Genomic DNA, 18,235 nt, shown 5'->3' on the forward strand with positions numbered 1-18,235 from the left:
AGCTGCCAACATGCCGATGTTTACGTAAACATTCCCTTCTCCGCCGGTCGTGAGGCGACCGGCCCCGGTGCGAGGAGTGACACGTGGTCAACGACCCATCGCCCCGGTGGTTGCGGTCGCCCGTCGACGGCGCCCGTCCCGGGCTGGCGTTCGGCGCCGACTACAACCCCGAGCAGTGGCCTCGGGAGGTCTGGCGGGAGGACGTGCGGGCGATGAACGCCGCCGGCGTCACCGTCGTCGCGTTGGCGATCTTCTCGTGGGCCCGCATCCAGCCCGCCGAGGACGAGTGGAACTTCGCCTGGCTCGACGAGGTCATGGACCTGCTGCACGAGCACGGCATCGCCGTGAACCTGGCCACCGCCACGGCCTCACCCCCGCCGTGGCTGACCACCGCGCGCCCCGACATCCTCCCGGTCGACCAGGAGGGGCGCACCCGGTGGCCGGGGGCGCGGCAGCACTGGCGGCCGACGTCCCCGGTCTTCCGCGAGCACGCGCTCGTTCTCGTACGGGCGATGGCGGAACGGTACAAGGATCACCCGGCCCTGGCCGCCTGGCACGTGTCGAACGAACTGGGCTGCCACAACATCTACGACTACTCCGACGACGCGGCGCGAGCCTTCCGCGCGTGGCTGCGGCGGCGGTACGGCACGCTCGACGCGCTGAACGCCGCCTGGGCGACGACGTTCTGGTCGCAGCACTACAGCGCCTGGGAGCAGATCCTCCCGCCCCGCCTGGCGGCCGCCTCCTCCTATCCGAACCCGGCCCAGCAGCTGGATTTCAAGCGGTTCTCCTCCGACGCGTTGAAGGATCACCTGCGCGCGGAACGTGACATCCTGCGCGAGCTGACGCCCGATGTCCCGGTGACGACGAACTTCATGGTCATGGACGGCATCAGCGGCATGGACTACGCCGACTGGGCCGCCGAGGTGGACTTCGTCTCCAACGACCACTACGTGGTGCCCGGGCCGCAGGCGCAGGACGACCTGTCGTTCTCGGCCAACCTCACCGGCAACCTGGCACCGGACCGGCCCTGGTACCTGATGGAGCACTCCACCAGCGCGGTGAACTGGCAGCCGGTCAACCTCGCCAAGCCGGACGGGGCCATGGCGCGCGACTCACTGACGCACGTCGCCCACGGCGCCGACGCGGTCTGCTTCTTTCAGTGGCGGCAGTCCGCGGGCGGTGCGGAGAAGTACCACTCGGCGATGCTGCCGCACGCCGGGGAGGACAGCGCGGTGTTCCGCGCGGTCTGCGACCTGGGCGCCGCGCTGCGAGACCTGGCCCCGGTGGCGGGTGCGCCGCGCAAGCCGGCGCGCGCGGCGATCCTGTTCGACTGGCAGTCCTGGTGGACCGCCGAGCTGGACTCCCATCCGTCGTCGCTGCTGCGCTACCGCCAGGAGGCGCTGGACTGGTACTCGGCGTTCCTGGCCGAAGGCGTACGGGCCGACGTCGTTCCGGCCGGACACGCGCTCGACGGCTACGACCTGGTGGTGGCCCCGATCCTCCATGTGGTGCCCGAGGCCCTGGCGCGGCGGCTGCGCGCGTACGTGAACGGCGGCGGGCATCTCGTCACCACGTACTTCTCCGGGATCGTGGACGAGAACGACCGGGTGTGGCTGGGCGGCTACCCGGGTGCGCTGCGCGACCTGCTGGGCATCCGGATCGAGGAGTTCGGGCCGTTGCCGGCCGACCAGACCGTGGAGCTCGAGGGCGGCTCCGTCGGCACACTGTGGACCGACCGGATCGACCTCACCGACCCCGCCGTCCAGGTGCTGGCCACGTACAAGTCCGGCGAGCAGGCGGGCCGGCCGGCGATCACACTCCGGCGTACGGCCGCGGGCTCGGCGGCGTACGTGTCGACCAGGCTCGGGCCCGAGGGGCTGCGGCCGGTGCTCGCCGGCCTGTTGGAGATCGGCGGCCTGCGCAGCGAACTTCCCGCGCGGTTCCGAGGGCGTGTCGAACTGGCGGTGCGCGCCACCGACGACGCGGAGTTCTGGTTCCTGATCAACCGGACCGCAGACGCCGTCGACCTCGGAGGCGTCGACGGACAGGTGCTGTACGGCGGTGACGACCAAGTGCTCGGACCCCGCGGGGTCCGCATCCTGCGCCGTCCCCGATGACCGATGGCCCCGTATCCGCCGGCGCTCGGCGGATACGGGGCCACCGGGTCACGTCCGGCCGACCGGCCGGGTCACTTGATCGTGAAGCCCTGCTGCTGCCCGTACTTGATCGACCCCTCCTGCCACGCCTTCAGGCCGTCCTGGAGCGTCGTGCCGCTGATGTAGGCCTTGCCGACGGTGTCGTTGAAGGTGCTGTTGGCGTAGACCTGGAAGGGCAGGTACGACCAACCCGGGGCGACGTTCTTCGCGGACTGCGCCAGGACCTCGTTGATCTTCTGTCCGCCGAAGTAGGCCGGTGCGGCGCCCAGGAAGTCCGGCGACTGCAGGGTGGCGGTGGTGGCGGGGAAGGCTCCGCCGTCCACCCGCAGCTTCACCCCGTCGTCGATGTCGGCGAACTTCAGGAAGCCGTAGGCCAGCTTCTTCTGCTGGCTGGCGGCGGTGACGGCCAGCGAGCTGCCGCCGTTCTCGGCGGTGGCCGTTCCGCCGGCCTGCCACTGGGGCATGGGGGCGACCCGCCACTTGCCCTTGCCGGCCTTCACCCCGGTCTCGAGGTTGGCCGGCATCCAGGCCCCGATGGTCAGGCTGGCGATGGTGCCGTCGCCGAGGCCCTTGAACCAGGCGTCGCTCCACGACTCGAACGGCGCGACCAGTTTCTTGCTGATGAGCTGCTGCCAGGCCGTGGTGAACTTCTGCGTTCCCGCGTCGCCGAAGTTGATGGCGACCTTGGTGCCGTCGACCTGGTAGGGCTTGCCGCCGGCCTGCCAGATCATGCTGGTCGTGAACCCGGCGTCCCCGACGTCGTTGGTGATGTACTTCTTGGGATCGGCCGCGTGCAGCTTCTCCGCCGCCTGGATGTACTCGTCCCAGGTGGTGGGCACGTTGATCTTGTACTTGTCGAAGACCTCTTTGTTGTAGAACAGCGCCATCGGGCCGGAGTCCATCGGCAGGCCGTAGATTCCCTTGCCCTCGTGCACCGAGTTCCACGGGCCTGGAGAGAACGTCCCGGTCAGTTTGTCGGCGCCGTAGCCGGTCAGGTCCGCCAGGGACTTGCCGAGCGCGAACTGCGGCAGCGCGAAGTACTCGATCTGCGCGACGTCCGGGATGCCGGACCCGGCGCTGATGGCGTTCTGCAGGGCGGTGTACTGGTCCTTGCTCGAACCGGCGTTGACCAGCTTGACCTTCACCTTCGGGTACTTGCTCTCGAACGCGGGGACGACCTGCTTGAGCGTCGGCTCCCACGCCCACACCGTGATGGAGCCGCCGGCGTTCAGCGCGGCCTGCACGTCGGCGTCGGAGACGGATGCGGACTTGCCGGACGTATCGGACTTGGAACCGCCTCCGGAGGAGCCGCAGCCTGACGCGCCGAGCGCAAGACTGGCGGCCATCGCGATTCCGGACAGGAGCAGACGGCGGCGACCGAATGTCATGAAGGACGTCCTTTCAACGAGGGCGATGAGGAGAGGCGGTCGGTCAGCCCTTGACGCTTCCCGCCGCAAGACCGGACTGCCAATACCGCTGGAGAAGCAGGAACGCGGCGATCAGCGGCAAGATCATGAGCAGCGAACCCGTGATGACCAGGTTGAAGACGGCCGCCGCGCCCGCGGTGTGGGCCTGCGCGTTCCACCTGTCCAGGCCGAGGGTGAGCGGATACCAGTCGGGGTTCTTGAGCATGATCAGCGGCAGGAAGTAGTTGTTCCAGGTCGCGACCACGGTGAAGAGCAGGACGGTGACGATCCCCGGGCCCAGCAGCGGCAGGGCCACGGAGAAGAACGTACGGAACTCGCCGGCGCCGTCCACCCGCGCCGACTCCAGCAGTTCGCGCGGGATCGCCTCGGTGGCGAACGTCCACATCAGGTAGAGGCCGAACGGCGAGACCAGCGACGGGATGATGATCGCCCACGGCGTGTCGGTCAGGCCCAGCCTGGCGAACATCAGGAAGGTCGGTACCGCCAGCGCGGTGGTGGGCACGGCGACTGCGCCGAGCACGACGACGAACACCAGGCGCTTGCCCGGGAAGGCGAACTTGGCCAGACCGTACCCGCCCAGCGTGGCCAGGACGGTCGCGCCTCCGGCGCCGACCACCACGTACAGCAGGGTGTTGAGCAGCCACCGGCCGAAGATCCCTCCGTCGTAGGTGAAGGTCTGCCGGATGTTGCTCCACAGCGCGAAGTCGCCGGAGAACCACAGGCCGAACGAGTGGAACAGGCCCTCCTGGCTCTTCGTCGCGTTGATCACCAGCCACAGGAGCGGGACCAGGCTGTAGAGCAGCACGATCGAGGTCATCGCGGTGAGCAGGGGACTGCGTCTGCGGCGGGGCGACGCCTGCCGCCGGACGATCAGCGGCCGTCGTCCGGGCCGGTCGGGCCGGGACCGGGTTCGCGGGGCCGTCGGTGTCGTGGTTCCGGTGGTGGCCATCGGTCAGACCGCCTTCCGTGCGCCGCGCACCTGCACGAGGTAGGCGATGACCATGGTGATCACGCCCATCACGATGGCCACGGTCGCCGAGTAGTTCTGCTGCTGCCCCGAGAACGACAGCTGATAGGCGTAGTAGTTGGGGGTGTAATACGTCGTGATCACGTTCAGCGCCAGGTGCTTGAGGATCGCCGGCTCGGTGAACAGCTGGAAGCTGCCGATGATCGAGAAGATCGTGGCGATGAGCAGCGCGCCCCGCAGTGCCGGGATCTTGATGGCCCACACGATCCGCAGCTGTCCCGCCCCGTCGATCTCGGCCGCCTCATAGAGCGAGGTCGGTATGACCTTGAGTGCCGAGTAGAAGATCAGCATGTTGTAGCCCGCGAACTCCCAGGTGACGATGTTGCCGATCGACGCCAGGAGCAGCCGGGCGGACAGCGGATCCGGCAGGGAGAGGCCGAAGGCGTCGTTGATGTCGCCGATCAGCCCGAACTGGGAGCCGTACATGAAGCCCCACATCAGCGTGGCGACCACGGCGGGCACGGCGTAGGGCAGGAACACCGACACCCGGAAGAACGCCTTGCCGTACAGGCGTCCGCTGTCGATGGCCAGGGCGACCAGCAGGGCGATGCACAACATGATCGGCACCTGCACGGCCAGGAACAGCGCCACCCGGCCGAAGCTGGACCAGAACTGCGGATCCGACAGCGCGGTCCGGTAGTTGTCGACCCCGACGAACGAGGTTCCCCCGATCAGCTTCGTCTGGAAGAGGCTCAGGTAGATCGAGTAGCCGATCGGGGCGAGAAAGACCAGGGTGAACACGGCCATGAAAGGCCCGACGAACTGCCATCCGCGCCAGGAGCGACGGCCGGCGGATCGTCGGACCTGGGGCGTCGCCACCGCTTGCGCTTCCGCCATGGTGAACCTCCTGCGCCAGGTAACCCGCGACCGTGAAATGTTTGCGTTAACATTCGTGGCCGCCCGCAGCGCCGGCGGCGGACGGTGAAAGTGAGGGATGACGACGTAATAGCGATGTTTACGTAAACTTCATCGCGGTATCGTGGCACCCGTCCCAGCGGTCGTCAAGGGTCCGAGAGGCCACCCCCGGGCTCCCGCACCCTGGCTTCGGCGGTGCCTGAAGCGGTCCGGAAGGAGCGGCCGACGATGACTTCGTCGAATCCCGGCGACGGCGAGACCCGGCAGGACGATCCTCCGGTGTCCGTCGGCGGACGGCGCAAGCAGCGCGTGTCCATGGCCGACGTGGCGCGGCTCGCGGGCGTCTCCTCCCAGACGGTCTCCCGGGTCGCCAACGGCCATCCGAGCGTGGTCGGGGCGACACGGGACCAGGTCCTGGCGGCCATGCGCACGCTGGGCTACCGGCCCAACAGCGCGGCGCGGGCGCTGCGGTACGGCGAGTTCCGCACGATCGGCGTGATCCTGTTCAGCCTCAGCTCGACCGGCAACTCGAGGACCCTGGAGGCCATCGCCGCGCACGCGGCCGCGGAAGGGTACGCGATCACGTTGATCCCGGTCGCGGCCCGGACCCAGGACCACGTCATGGGAGCCTTCACCCGGATGGGCGAGCTCGCCGTCGACGCGGTGATCGTCATCATGGAGGCGCACCTGCTCGACAGCGTGTCGTTCACCCTCCCACCGGGCGTCCACGTCGTCATGGTCGACTCCGACGCCGGCGACAGGTACCGCGTGGTCGACACCGACCAGGCCGACGGCGCCCGCCAGGCGGTCGAGCACCTGCTGGATCTCGGGCACCGGACGGTATGGCACGTCGCCGGCCCGGCGGAGTCGTTCGCCGGCGAGCGCCGTGCGGCGGCCTGGCGGAAGGCCCTGGAGGACGCCGGACGGGCAGTGCCTCCCGTACGGCGCGGCGACTGGTCAGCAGAGTCGGGGTACCGGATCGGGCTGGAGCTCGCCGAGGAACCGGCGTGCACCGCGGTGTTCGCCGCCAACGACCAGATGGCCCTCGGTCTGCTGCACGCCTTCGGCGAGAAGGGCAGACGCGTGCCCGCCGACGTCAGCGTGGTGGGCTTCGACGACGTCCCCGGCACCGCCGCCTGGTTCGTCCCGCCGCTGACCACGGTGCACCAGGACTTCGCCGAGGTCGGCCGCCGCTGCGTCCAGGGCGTCCTCGACCAGATCCGCGGCGCCCACCACTCGACCCCCGGCACCACTCTGGTCCCCACCCGCCTGGTCGTCCGCCAGAGCACAGCGCCGCCTCCCGCAGACCGCGCATGACGCACCGGACCTACCGGGCAGGGGGCGTTCTGCCGGCGTCACGCGTGGCGAAGGACGTGATCCGGGGAGTCGAGCCATACCGCCTGATCGCCGTCCGCACCGACCGTCAACCCGAACCGGGTGAGCGCCGGACGACCCGCGCCATCCCACCAGCGGCAGGCCGCTTCCACCTCATCCCACAGGCGCCGCGGACCGTGTTGCGACACCTCGAAGACGTCCGTGCCGGGCACGTAGTCCGCTGCCGCCCACGACCCAGAGGCGCTGTCGAGCAGCCAAAGCGTGAACTCCTCCGAAGCCGGATCAGACCGGCCGATGTACTGCCGGGCATTCACCAGCAGCCCGATCGCGAATTCCGCGTCCTCCTCGAACGCCGCGACACGGGGACTGAGTTTGGTGGCCGAGTCTTCCGCCTGGTCCTCGTCGTGCACGTCCCGGTGAACATCCACGGGAGCGAGGCGCTGCGCCCGCAATGTCATGAATGCCGCCGGTCCCACCAGCGGGCCGCTCGCCGTCCCATCGGGAGAGACGGTGAGGCGCGCCAGCGCGCCGCCCTCCGCGTAGGTCGTGTGCCACGGGACGACGATGACCCCACCGGGCCGGGTCTGCGCCACCCAGCTGTACGGCACGTCCCTCACGGAACAGGTTGCGATCACCCTGTCGAACGGCGCCGCGCCCGGGTAGCCGTCTGCACCATCCCCGGTGATCACCTGTGGGAAGAACCCGGCAGCCGCCAGATTCGCCAGCCCGTCCGCCGCCAACCCGGCATCTATCTCGACGGTCGTGACATTCCCGTCACCGACACGGCAGCACAGCAGCGCCGCGTTGTAGCCGGTCGCCGTACCGACCTCCAACACCCGCATCCCGTCACCCACGTCCAGATGGTGGAGCATCCCGAACACCATCGACGGCATGCTCGCCGAACTCGTCAGCACATCCCCCGTACCGTCCGGGCCTGCCGGGGCCCCGTCATCGACCTGGGTGACGAGGAAATGGTCGGAGTAGCAGGCGTCCAGCCACAAGTCCGGGTCGTCGCTGCGGGACACCGGGACGTAGTAGCCGTCGCCGCGGTCGGTCCAGATCGTCTCCGGGATGAACAGGTGCCGCGGAACGGCGTCATGGCAGCGGGCCCACGCCGGATCCTGTAGGGCGCCGACGGCGGCAAGGTGGTCCCGTAGCCGCCGCTGCGCCTGCCGATAGTCGGTCACTTCTTCGGCTTCGGGTTGTTCCACTTCGGCGCCTTGATGCCTTGGTCGCCGCCGTGCTTGGTGGGTTTGTCGCCGTCGCCGCTCGACGGGGTTTTCTTGCCGTCGCTGTTGCCCTTGTCGCGTTTGGTACTCACATCGCCTCCGCCCCTGACGAGACGTCACCGGAACGGTACGCCTGAGCGGAGATCGCCAGTCGGATCTGCGGAAACACGCCCGGTTCCGGACGGCCGGAAGCAAGATCAACGCCAAGTGGGGCACGGACACGATCGCCCCCGGCCTGCAGCGCAACCAGATGTGCGTCATCGACATCAGCGACCAGCACTACCAGCCCATCCCGAGCGAGGGCCACCACTGGACGACGGGCAAGATGCTGTCGCTCGGACGGGGCGGCCTCCTGGGCGGCAACGCCAGCGATGTCGCCAAAGAGGCTCTCATCAAAGGCGCCCAGCACAGCTTGAAGATCTGCCAGCAGGACCTCGCGTTCACCGGTTTCACCGCCGAGAAAGACCACAAGGTCTGTCACTGGATCGCCGAGGCCCTCCTCCAGAATCAGCTCCTCAAGGTCGACATCGTCGTCTCCCCGATCGGCGGCGCGACCCACGGCGCCCAGTACTCCTGGGGCTTCGGTGCCTCCGGCACCTACGCCCTCATCAAAAGCATCATCGAGGACAAGCTCCCCAAGCTTCGCGACGAGGCCGCTTTCCAGCGTGTCCTCGCCCGCCTCCAGGTAGCCCCGTTCTGCTTCACCCAGGTGCAGTTCACCAAGGAGGGCGAGGACTACCTCTGGCCCACCCCGCCGGACACGGCCGTCATCGGCCGCTTCGAGAAGGGCTCCAAGATCCCGTCAGGGAAGTACAACCCGGCCCCCGGCAACCACGCCAAGGTCTACATCGTCGACGACGCCTGCTTCTACATCGGCAGCGACAACCTGTACCCCCACGACCTCGCCGAGTTCGGCTACCTCATCGAGGGCCCCGCCGTGGCCGACATCCTGGCTCGCTACTGGACCTCGGTCTGGCAGTACAGCTCCCCGCACAAAATCACCTAGACAGGGCAACCAGCCCGGTCCCCCCACCCGAGCCAAAACGCAACAGACCCCGAACCCTCATCGGGTTCGGGGTCATTCCGATGTCCTGAGACATCACAGAGTCGGGACGGCGGGATTTGAACCCACGATCTTCTGACCCCCAGTCAGACGCCCTACCAAGCTAGGCCACGTCCCGATGCCCGCCGCAGCGAGCGAGTCAACTCTAGCGTAGACCGCGACCGCTTCGCGCATCGTGGATCCGCCTCGGCGATCACAGTTCGACCCAGGCGGCGGTGGTCGCGGAGCGCTCCATGGCCTCCAGGGCCTCGGCGCTGCGGACGGCGTCCTCGATCGTGGCGCCGTGGGGCGTGGCCTCGACTACGCTCCGCAGGAACGCGGCGGCCTCGATCACCTTGGTGTCGTCGTAGCTCATCGCGATGCCGGCGCCGGGCTGGAACCGCGCGTACTCCCCATCGCCGGGGCCGGCGAGCACCGTGGTCGCCGACTGGTTCTGGTAGTCCCCGCCCGCGGAGACCACCAGCTCCCCCGGGCGCCGGAAGTCCCAGCCGACCAGGCCCCCGGTGCCGTGGACGGCGAAGCCGTAGGTGTTCTGCTCCCCCACCTCCGTACGTCCCGCCTCGAAGGTCACCCGGACCCCGCTGCGCGTACGCAGCAGGGCGCAGACGTAGTCCTCGTTCTCGACGGCGCCGGTGGGCCCGCCCGGCGCGTCGACGACCGCGTAGTGGCTGCCGCCGGGGGCCGAGAGCGGGCGCTCGGGCACGAAGACGGCGGTGTCGGAGACGAGTCGTTCGAGGTCGCCGAGGAGGAAGCGGACGAGGTCGACGCCGTGGGAGGCCAGGTCGCCGAGCACGCCCGAGCCCCCCTGCGCGCGGAGGAACCGCCAGGTGAGCGCGCCGGCGGGGTGTGCGGCGTAGTCGGTGAGCAGGTGGACACGGGCGTGGGTGGGCGTGCCGATGGCACCCTCGGCGATCAGGCGGCGGGCGCGGGCGACGGCGGGGACGTTGCGGTAGTTGAACCCGACGCTCGCCTGGACCTCCGCCCGGGCCACGGCCTCGGCGACCGCGCGGGCGTCCCCGGCCGTGAGGCCGACGGGCTTCTCGATCCACAGGTGCCGGCCCGACTCCGCGACCGCCACGCCGATCTCGCGGTGGAGGGCGTTCGGGGCGGTCACGCTCACCGCCTCGACCTCCGGGTCGGCGAGGAGGTCCCGCCAGTCGGCGTAGCGGCGGTCGGGGGCGTACCGGGACGCGAAGTCCGCCAGCTGTGCGGGCACGGTCTCGGCCACGGCGACCAGGCGCGGCCGTACGGGCAGCTCCGGATAGTGGTGGGGCAGCCTGGCGTACGCGCGGGCGTGCGTGTGTCCCATCCAGCCGGCGCCGATCACCCCGACGCCGAGTACGCGCTCCTCCAACGCTCCTCCTCCGGCGACGGGCGCCGTTGATCTTGGGAGAATCGCCGTTCCGGCACGCGACGAAACGGCGATTCTCCCGAACTCGACGATGGATTTGTCAGGCGGGCGGCTCGGGGGGCGTCTTCCGGATCGACAGTTCGGCGACCTCGTGCTCGAACTCCTCCGCGACCCGGCCGAGCGCGGTGTCGGTGGCCGCGGCCCCCTCCAGCTCGTGGCTGAGCTGCTCGAGCTCCTCGCCGCCGGCCATCAGCGCGGTGAGCCGCTCCCGGGTGATCTCGTCCCTGGCGAAGTCGCCGAGCGGGCGGCCGCGGTTGAGGATCAGGAAGCGGTCTCCGACCGGATACGCGTGGTGCGGGTTGTGGGTGATGAACACGACGCCGAGCCCGCGTTCCTTGGCCCGCATGATGTAGCGGAGCACGACCCCGGCCTGCTTGACTCCCAGCGCGGCGGTGGGCTCGTCCAGGATGAGCACCTTCGCGCCGAAGTAGACGGCACGGGCGATGGCGACGCACTGGCGCTCGCCGCCGGACAGCGTGCCGATCGGCTGGTCGACGTCGCGCAGGTCGATGCCCATGTTGTGCAGTTCCGTACGGGTCGTCTCCCGCATGAACCGGATGTCGAGCCGACTGAGCGGGCCCACGCCCTTGCGGACCTCCGAGCCGAGGAAGAAGTTGCGCCAGACCGGCATGAGCGAGACGACGGCGAGGTCCTGGTACACCGTCGCGATGCCGCGTTCGAGGGCCTCGCGCGGGGAGGCGAAGCGCACCCGCTCGCCCTCGACCTCGTAGACGCCGGCGTCGCAATGGTGCATCCCGGCGATGACCTTGATCAGTGTGGACTTGCCGGCGCCGTTGTCGCCGAGCACGCAGGTCACCTCCCCGGCGTGGACCTCCAGCGACACGCCGGTCAGCGCGATGATGGTGCCGTACCGCTTCTCGCAGTCGGTGAGACGCACCAGGGGCGCCTCCGTCATCGTGTCGCTCATCGTGCGGCCTCCGTTCGCCGGCGGACCCAGAGGTTGAGGAGGGTCGCGCCGAGCAGCATCGCGCCGAGGAAGAACTTGAACCAGTCGGGGTTCCAGCCCGCGTACACGATGCCCTGGGTGGTCATCCCGAAGATGAACGCCCCGGTCGCGGCGCCGACGGCCGAGCCGTACCCGCCGGTGAGCAGGCAGCCGCCGATGACCGCCGCGATGATGTACAGGAACTCGTTGCCGACGCCCTCTCCGGACTGGATGGAGTTGAAGGAGAACAGCAGGTTCATGCCGGTGAACCACGCCAGGAAGCCCACCGTCATGAACAGGCCGATCTTCACCCGCCGGACCGGGACGCCGACCGCCCGCGCGCTGGACTGCGCTCCCCCGACCGCGAAGATCCAGTTGCCGACGCGCGTCCGCAGGAGCGTCCAGGTGGCGATCGCGGTGAACAGCAGCCACCACAGGACGCTGATCCGCAGGGACAGGCCGCCGACGTCCCACTCGGCCGCGAAGATCTTCTGCGCCGACCCGAAGCCGTCCATATCGGAGATGTCCGGGCTGGCGACGGTGCCGGTGATCAGCTTGGTGATGGCGAGGTTCAGGCCCTGCAGCATCAGGAACGTCGCCAGCGTCACGAGGAAGCTGGGGATGCCGGTCTTCATGACGAGGTAGCCGTTGAGCGCGCCGACGCCCAGGGCCAGCAGCAGCGCCAGGGCGACCCCGACCCACACGTTCATCGTCAGCTGGAAGCTCAGCATCGAGGCGACCAGCGACGCGCTCGTCACGGCCACGCCCGCGGACAGGTCGAACTCACCACCGATCATCAGCAGCGCGACCGCCACCGCCGGAATGCCGATCGTCGAGCTGGCGTACAGGATCGTGGCCAGGGCGTCCAGCCCGCGGAACGGCGGGGCGACGGCGTAGAAGAAGACATAGATGACGACCGCACCGGCCAGCGAACCGGTCTCGGGCCGCGCCAGCAGGCGGGCGAGCGGCGACCGCCGGGCGATCCGCTCGTCAGGCACGGACGGCGGGGCCGCGGCCTGCACTGCGTGACTCATGAGTACCTCCCGGACTCGGAGGCGCCGGGGACGGGTGTCGGCCGGTCCCCGGCACCGTCGCTATCGCGTTCCGCGCGAGGCGTACTGGGCGACCGCGGCGACGTTGGTCTTGTCGACGAAGTACGGGCCGGTGGGCGTCGCCTTTCCGCCGCCGAGGACGTTGCCGTTCGTCTTGTACAGCCACAGGGAGTCGACCGCGAGGTAACCCTGCAGGTAGGGCTGCTGGTCGACGGCCCACTCGACCTGGCCCTCCTGGACCGCCTTGACCATGGCCGGGTTCATGTCGAACGTCGCGACCTTCGCCGAGCTGCCGGCGTCCTTGACCGACTGCAGCGCGGTCAGCGCGAACGGGGCGCCGAGTGCGACGACCCGGTCGACGCTCTTGTCCTGCTTGAGCTTGGCGGCGATGGTGGACCGCACGGACGGCATGTTCGTCCCCTGGACGTACACCTTGTCGGTCTTGCCGGAGAAGGCCTTGGCCAGGCCGCCGCACCGCGCCTCCAAGGACACCGAGCCCTGCTCGTGCAGGACGCACAGGACGTGCTTGGCCCCCTCCGCGGCGAGCCGCCGACCGGCGCTCTCCCCGGCGAGGCTCTCGTCGGAGCCGAAGAACTCCAGCGCGCCGAGCCGCTGCCAGGCGTCCGCACCGGCGTTGAGCGCGACCGTCGGGATCCCGCCGGCGACGGCCTTCCTGACCGCGCCGGCCATCGCGTCGGGGTGCGAGAGAGTGACCGCGATGCCGTCGACCTTGCTGTCGATCGCGTTCTGCACCAGGGTGGCCTGCTTGTCGCCGTCCGGGTCATTGGAGTAGATCAGCTGCACGTTGTCCTTGGCGGCGGCGGCCTGGGCGCCCTTGCGGACGATGTCCCAGAACGTGTCGCCGGGTGGCTGGTGAGTGATCATGGCGATCTTCATCCGGGGGGTGTTGGCATGGCCGGCGGCGGGGTTCTCCTCCGACTCCTGTGCCTTCTTGCCGCCGTGGCTGCTGCACGCGCTCAGGGCGAGGGCGAGCGCCGCGACGAGGATGCCCGCCCGTCTGTCTGGTCTGAACATCGCGTCTCTCCGTCTTCACTGTGTCGGGGCGTCGTCGGTTCCGAGGTGGTGGCGCTGCGCGGCCTTGGCGGCCTCGTAGTCGGCCCGCGCCTTGCGGGTGCTGTCCAGGGCGGAGACCTCGGCCACCGGAACGTCCCACCAGGCGTCCGAAGAGGGGGCGGGCGCCAGCGGGTCGGTCTCGACGTGGACCACCGTCGTGACCTTCGAGTCCCGCGCGCGTCGCAGCGCGGCACCGAACTCCTCCACGGTCGTGGCGCGCAGCACGTCCGCCCCGAGGCTCGCGGCGTTCGCCGCGAGATCGACGGGAAGGGGATCGCCGTCGAGCAGGCCGGTCTCCGGGTTGCGGTACCGGTAGCGCGTGCCGAACCGCTGGGATCCCAGCGACTCGGACAGCGCGCCGATCGAGGCGAAGCCGTGGTTCTGGACGAGCACGATCGTGAGCTTGATCCCCTCGGAGACCGCCGTGACGATCTCCTGGGCCATCATCAGGTACGACCCGTCGCCGACGAGGACGAACACCTCCCGGTCGGGCTCGGCCATCTTGATCCCCAGGCCGCCGGCGATCTCGTAGCCCATGCAGGAGTAGCCGTACTCGACGTGGTACTGGCGCGGGTCGCGGGCCCGCCAGAGCCGGTGCAGATCGCCGGGCATGCTGCCGGCGGCGTTCACCACGACGTCGCGCGGGCCGGCGACCTCATTGAGGGTGCCGAGGATCTCGGTCTGCGCCGGCAGGGGCCGGTGCCCGAGGTGGTACGCCCGGTCGGTGACCCGCCGCCAGTCCTCGGCGAGCCGCCGCACGCGCTCGGCGTACGCCGCGTCGACGCGGTGGCCCGCCAGGGCCTCGCCGAGCGCCCGCAGGCCGGCCCGCGCGTCGGCGACCAGGGGGACGGCGGAGTGCTTCAGGGCGTCGAACCGTGCGACGTTGAGGTTGACGAAGCGCACGTCCGGGTGGGCGAAGACCGTACGGGACGCGGTGGTGAAGTCGCTGTACCGGGTGCCGACGCCCAGGACGACGTCGGCCTCCCGGGCGAGGGCGCCTGCGGCCGTCGTGCCCGTGGCCCCGACGCCGCCCACCGCGCAGGGGTGATCCCACGGCAGCGAGCCCTTGCCCGCCTGGGTCTCGGCGACCGGGATGCCGGTGGCGTCGGCGAAGGCCAGCAGGTCACCGGCGGCGTCGGAGTAGGTCACGCCGCCGCCCGCGACGATCAGCGGCCGCTCGGCGCCACGCAGCAGCGCGGCCGCGCGGGCCAGCTGCGCGGGCTCGGGGACCGGCCGTGGGACGTGCCAGACGCGCCGGGCGAACAGTTCCTCCGGCCAGTCGTACGCCTCGGCCTGGACGTCCTGCGGCAGGGCGAGCGTGACCGCGCCCGTCTCGGCGGGGTCGGTGAGCACCCGCATCGCGGCGAGCAGCGCCGACGGGAGCTGCTCGGGGCGGTTGATCCGGTCCCAGTACCGCGAGACCGGCTTGAACGCGTCGTTGACCGACACGTCCGAGGACCCGGGGTCCTCGAGCTGTTGCAGGACCGGGTCGGCGGCGCGGGTGGCGAAGATGTCGCCGGGCAGCAGCAGCACCGGGATCCGGTTGATCGTGGCCAGTGCGGCGCCGGTCACCATGTTGGTCGCGCCCGGGCCGATCGAGGAGGTGCACGCGAAGGTCTGCAGCCGGTCCTTCATCCGCGCGAAGCCGACCGAGGCGTGCACCATCGCCTGCTCGTTGCGGGCCATGTAGTACGGCAGCCCGGGGCCGCCCGTGTGGTGCGCCTCGAGCAGGGCCTGCCCGACACCGGCCACGTTGCCGTGCCCGAAGATCCCGAAGCAGCCCGCGAAGAACCGCTGCTCGGCGCCGTCCCGCTCCGACCACTGTTCGGCGAGGAACCGGACGATCGCCTGTCCTACGGTGAGCCTCATGTCTCCCTCTCGGTGGTCGAGGTGAGGGGCAGCCGGGGGTCGGTCTCCCGGCCCACCCAGGTGCCGCGCACCCAGGCGTGGGCGGGGTCGTCGCAGATCAGCCACGCGCGTTCCGGGGAGGGCCCGCCCATCACGTTGAGGTAGTACAGGTCGTACCCCGGCACCGCCATCGACGGGCCGTGCCAGCCGTGCGGGATCAGCACCGTGTCACCGGCGCGCACCTCCTCGAGCACGTCGATGGGCCGGTCCGCGGTCCCGTACACCCGCTGGTACGCCATGGCCGCCGGTCCCCCGCGGACCTCGAAGTAGTAAATCTCCTCCAGCACGCTCTCGCCGGGGCGGTCCTCGTCGTGCTTGTGCGGCGGGTACGACGACCAGTTCCCACCGGGCGTGATGACCTCGCAGGCGATCAGCTTGTCGGCCTCGAAGGCCTCCGGCGTGCAGAAGTTGTTGACCTGCCGTGACGCCTGGCCCGCCCCGCGCAGTTCGACCGGGACGTCCTCGGCCGGGCCGTACCGCGCGCTGAGGCGGTTCTCGCACCGGGCGGCGGGCAGCGCGAAGCGCCCGCGGCCGGTGACCGTGACCGACGCGTCGCGCGGGACGTAGGCGAAGTCGGTGACGCGGGAGAAGACGTCGCGGCGCCCTTGGAGCTCGAACGTCTCCCCGTCGCAGGCGACGCGGCACGACCCGGACAGCGGCAGCACCAGCGTCTCGTACGCTCCGGTGTCGAACGTGTGCGAGCCGTCGAGTTCGAGGACCCGCAGCGCCGAGTACGTCCAGCCGGCGGTCTCCGGGGTGACCTCCACGGTGTACGGCCGGGCGCCGGTGCTGCCCGCGGGCAGGTAGTGCTTCATCCCAGGACCTCCACTGCGGCGTCGACGGCGCCGGCGACGTCGTCGTCCGGCGGGTACAGGAGGCTGCGGCCGACGACCAGGCCCTTGACGGTGGGCAGCCGCAGGGCGCGCTGCCAGCCGGCGAGGGCGGCGTCGGGGTCGTCGGGCACCTCGCCGCCGAGCAGCAGGGCGGGCAGCGTCGAGGCGGCCATCACGCGCTCCATGTCCTCGACGACGGGCACCTTCAGCCAGGTGTACGCCGAGGTGGCCCCCAGCCCGGAGGCGATCGCGATCGCGCGGGTCATGGCCTCGGGCGTGAGGACGTTGCGCACCCGGCCGTCGACGCGGTGGGAGATGAACGGCTCGACCATGGCCATGAGCCGGCCGGCGGCCAGCTCCGAGACGGCGCGGGCGCAGGCCTCCAGCGTGCGGGCGGTCGCGGGGTCGGCGTCGTCGATGCGCAACAGCATCTTCCCGCCGTCCAGGCCGTGGCCGGCGATGGCCCGCGTGTCGTAGGCGGTGAACCGGTCGTCGATCTCGAACGCCGATCCGGCGAGGCCGCCGCGGTTCATCGAGCCGATCACGACCTTCTCGTCGAGCGCGCCGAGCAGCAGCAGGTCCTCGATGACGTCCGGGGTGCCGAGGACTCCGTCGACCCCGGGACGGCCGAGGGCAAGGCAGAGCCGTTCGAGGAGGTCCCGCCGGTCGGCCATGGCCAGCGGCCTGCCGCCGGCACCGAGGGACCCGCGCGCCGGGTGGTCGGCGGCCACGATCATGAGGCGGCCGTTCGGGCCCAGGAGGGACCCGCGTCGTACCCGCCGTACGGCCGCCTCGGCGACCGCCTCCGGCCGGGACGCCCGGATCTCGGGCAGCGCCGCGACCCGGTCGGCGAACGCCTCAATGATCATCCGTTGCCCCTTCCGGGACCGTGGGCAGGGACCCGCCCGCGACGAGCCGCTCGACCTCGGCGGTGGTGGGCATCGCCGGCGAACAGGCGAGGCGGGAGGCGACGATCGCCCCCGCGGCGTTCGCGAACCGCACGGTCCGCTCGACGTCCCAGCCGGCGAGCAGGCCGTGGCACAGCGCCCCGCCGAACGCGTCGCCGGCGCCCAGCCCGTTCACGACCTCCACCTCGACCGGCGGCACCTCGACCACGCGCGTCTCGCCCGACTCGGAGCGGCTCGCGGCCAGCACGCCCTTGGGCCCGCGCTTGACGATCGCCAGCCGGACCCCGCGGGCCAGCAGCGCCTCCGCCGCCGCGTACGGCTCCCGCTCCCCGACCGCGACCTCGCACTCCTCGACGTTGCCGACCGCGACGGTGGCGTGCTCCAGGGCCCGGCCGACCCAGCCGCCCGCCTCCTCCGGCGACGGCCAGAACATCGGCCGATAGTCCAGGTCGAGCACGGTGTCGCGCCGCCGGGAGCGGGCGGCCAGCGCGGCGAGCGTCGCCGCGCGGCTGGGCTCCTCGCACAGGCCGGTGACCGTCGCCCAGAACACCCGCGCCGCGCGGATCGCCGGCAGGTCCAGCTCTTCGGCACGGATCTCCAGGTCGGGGGCCTTCGGGTGGCGATAGAAGTACAGCGGGAAGTCGTCCGGCGGGAAGATCTCGCAGAACGCGAGCGGGGTCGGCAGCCCCGGCACGGCGGTGACGAAACCGTCGTCCACGCCGTACCCCCGCAGCGCCTTGTGGATGTACCGGCCGAACGGATCCGCACCGGTCCGGGTGATCACCGCCGTACGACGGCCGTGCCGCGCGGCCGCGACCGCGACGTTCGTGGGGCTGCCGCCGAGGTACTTACCGAACGTCTCGACGTCCTCCAGGCGGACGCCCACCTGGAGCGGATAGACGTCCACGCTGACCCGTCCCATCGTGATCAGATCGTGCGGACTCACGGAGCGGATCCACCTCCGGAACGTCGGCCCCGGCGCCGCGCCGGGCGTCCCCGGCGTGTCGA

16 protein-coding genes and 1 tRNA gene are annotated in these 18,235 nt (G+C 70.6%); 3 read left to right on the plus strand and 14 right to left on the minus strand.

What is annotated here, in order from left to right; translation table 11 throughout:
• Positions 1 to 83: 83 nt before the first annotated feature.
• Entirely contained in the window at positions 84 to 2,120 is a 2,037-nt protein-coding gene (locus tag NE236_RS33275) for a beta-galactosidase (protein ID WP_252846196.1), read from the plus strand.
• Between the two features lie 71 nt (positions 2,121 to 2,191).
• Here the strand turns inward: NE236_RS33275 and NE236_RS33280 are convergent, their stop codons facing one another.
• The 3 genes from NE236_RS33280 to NE236_RS33290 are packed head-to-tail and all read right to left on the minus strand — an operon-like array spanning position 2,192 to position 5,450.
• Positions 2,192 to 3,547 carry an ABC transporter substrate-binding protein gene (locus tag NE236_RS33280; RefSeq protein ID WP_252846197.1) on the minus strand — a complete coding sequence of 452 codons (1,356 nt, stop codon included), beginning with the start codon at positions 3,545 to 3,547 and terminating at the stop codon, positions 2,192 to 2,194.
• 43 nt (positions 3,548 to 3,590) lie between these two features.
• The gene (locus tag NE236_RS33285; protein ID WP_252846198.1) at positions 3,591 to 4,535 is read right to left on the minus strand and encodes a carbohydrate ABC transporter permease; all 945 of its coding nucleotides are present in this window, start codon (positions 4,533 to 4,535) and stop codon (positions 3,591 to 3,593) included.
• 3 nt (positions 4,536 to 4,538) lie between these two features.
• Positions 4,539 to 5,450 carry a carbohydrate ABC transporter permease gene (locus tag NE236_RS33290; RefSeq protein ID WP_252846199.1) on the minus strand — a complete coding sequence of 304 codons (912 nt, stop codon included), beginning with the start codon at positions 5,448 to 5,450 and terminating at the stop codon, positions 4,539 to 4,541.
• Positions 5,451 to 5,696: 246 nt separating this feature from the next.
• Here NE236_RS33290 and NE236_RS33295 point away from each other — a divergent pair, with 246 nt between their 5' ends.
• Positions 5,697 to 6,785, plus strand: a complete 1,089-nt coding sequence (locus tag NE236_RS33295; protein WP_252846200.1) for a LacI family DNA-binding transcriptional regulator — start codon at positions 5,697 to 5,699, stop codon at positions 6,783 to 6,785.
• A gap of 38 nt (positions 6,786 to 6,823) precedes the next feature.
• Here NE236_RS33295 and NE236_RS33300 read toward each other — a convergent pair whose 3' ends face one another.
• On the minus strand, positions 6,824 to 8,014 hold the full coding sequence (locus tag NE236_RS33300; RefSeq protein WP_252846201.1) for a methyltransferase domain-containing protein: 1,191 nt from the start codon (positions 8,012 to 8,014) through the stop codon (positions 6,824 to 6,826).
• Positions 7,987 to 8,124 (minus strand): hypothetical protein, encoded by a 138-nt coding sequence (locus tag NE236_RS33305; protein ID WP_252846202.1) that lies wholly within the window; start codon positions 8,122 to 8,124, stop codon positions 7,987 to 7,989. Before NE236_RS33305 ends, NE236_RS33300 begins: the two co-directional genes overlap by 28 nt.
• Before the next feature lie 158 nt (positions 8,125 to 8,282).
• On the opposite strand from NE236_RS33305, the gene NE236_RS33310 reads away from it, so the two are divergent.
• Positions 8,283 to 9,038 carry a phospholipase D-like domain-containing protein gene (locus NE236_RS33310; RefSeq protein ID WP_252846203.1) on the plus strand — a complete coding sequence of 252 codons (756 nt, stop codon included), beginning with the start codon at positions 8,283 to 8,285 and terminating at the stop codon, positions 9,036 to 9,038.
• A 101-nt stretch (positions 9,039 to 9,139) separates the two neighbouring features.
• On the opposite strand, the gene NE236_RS33315 is transcribed toward NE236_RS33310, so the two are convergent.
• The 9 genes from NE236_RS33315 to iolC all read right to left on the minus strand — a co-directional run bounded on the left by NE236_RS33315 (position 9,140) and on the right by iolC (position 18,182).
• A tRNA-Pro gene (locus NE236_RS33315) sits at positions 9,140 to 9,213 on the minus strand.
• Positions 9,214 to 9,288: 75 nt separating this feature from the next.
• Positions 9,289 to 10,449, minus strand: coding sequence for a Gfo/Idh/MocA family protein (locus NE236_RS33320; RefSeq protein WP_252846204.1), 1,161 nt, complete (start codon positions 10,447 to 10,449; stop codon positions 9,289 to 9,291).
• 97 nt (positions 10,450 to 10,546) lie between these two features.
• Positions 10,547 to 11,434 (minus strand): ATP-binding cassette domain-containing protein, encoded by an 888-nt coding sequence (locus tag NE236_RS33325; protein WP_252846205.1) that lies wholly within the window; start codon positions 11,432 to 11,434, stop codon positions 10,547 to 10,549.
• Entirely contained in the window at positions 11,431 to 12,486 is a 1,056-nt protein-coding gene (locus NE236_RS33330; RefSeq protein WP_252846206.1) for an ABC transporter permease, read from the minus strand. Before NE236_RS33330 ends, NE236_RS33325 begins: the two co-directional genes overlap by 4 nt.
• Positions 12,487 to 12,546: 60 nt before the next feature.
• Positions 12,547 to 13,539, minus strand: a complete 993-nt coding sequence (locus tag NE236_RS33335) for a sugar ABC transporter substrate-binding protein (RefSeq protein ID WP_252846207.1) — start codon at positions 13,537 to 13,539, stop codon at positions 12,547 to 12,549.
• Between the two features lie 15 nt (positions 13,540 to 13,554).
• Positions 13,555 to 15,447, minus strand: coding sequence for a 3D-(3,5/4)-trihydroxycyclohexane-1,2-dione acylhydrolase (decyclizing) (gene iolD, locus NE236_RS33340; RefSeq protein WP_252846208.1), 1,893 nt, complete (start codon positions 15,445 to 15,447; stop codon positions 13,555 to 13,557).
• Entirely contained in the window at positions 15,444 to 16,301 is an 858-nt protein-coding gene (gene iolB / locus NE236_RS33345) for a 5-deoxy-glucuronate isomerase (protein ID WP_252846209.1), read from the minus strand. Before iolB ends, iolD begins: the two co-directional genes overlap by 4 nt.
• Positions 16,298 to 17,188 carry a Cgl0159 family (beta/alpha)8-fold protein gene (locus tag NE236_RS33350; protein WP_252846210.1) on the minus strand — a complete coding sequence of 297 codons (891 nt, stop codon included), beginning with the start codon at positions 17,186 to 17,188 and terminating at the stop codon, positions 16,298 to 16,300. Before NE236_RS33350 ends, iolB begins: the two co-directional genes overlap by 4 nt.
• Positions 17,178 to 18,182 carry a 5-dehydro-2-deoxygluconokinase gene (gene iolC, locus NE236_RS33355; RefSeq protein ID WP_372494474.1) on the minus strand — a complete coding sequence of 335 codons (1,005 nt, stop codon included), beginning with the start codon at positions 18,180 to 18,182 and terminating at the stop codon, positions 17,178 to 17,180. The genes NE236_RS33350 and iolC overlap by 11 nt, the downstream gene beginning before the upstream one ends.
• Between the last annotated feature and the right edge of the window lie 53 nt (positions 18,183 to 18,235).

This window comes from Actinoallomurus purpureus (assembly GCF_024055795.1).
Classification (GTDB): Bacteria; Actinomycetota; Actinomycetes; order Streptosporangiales; family Streptosporangiaceae; genus Actinoallomurus; species Actinoallomurus purpureus.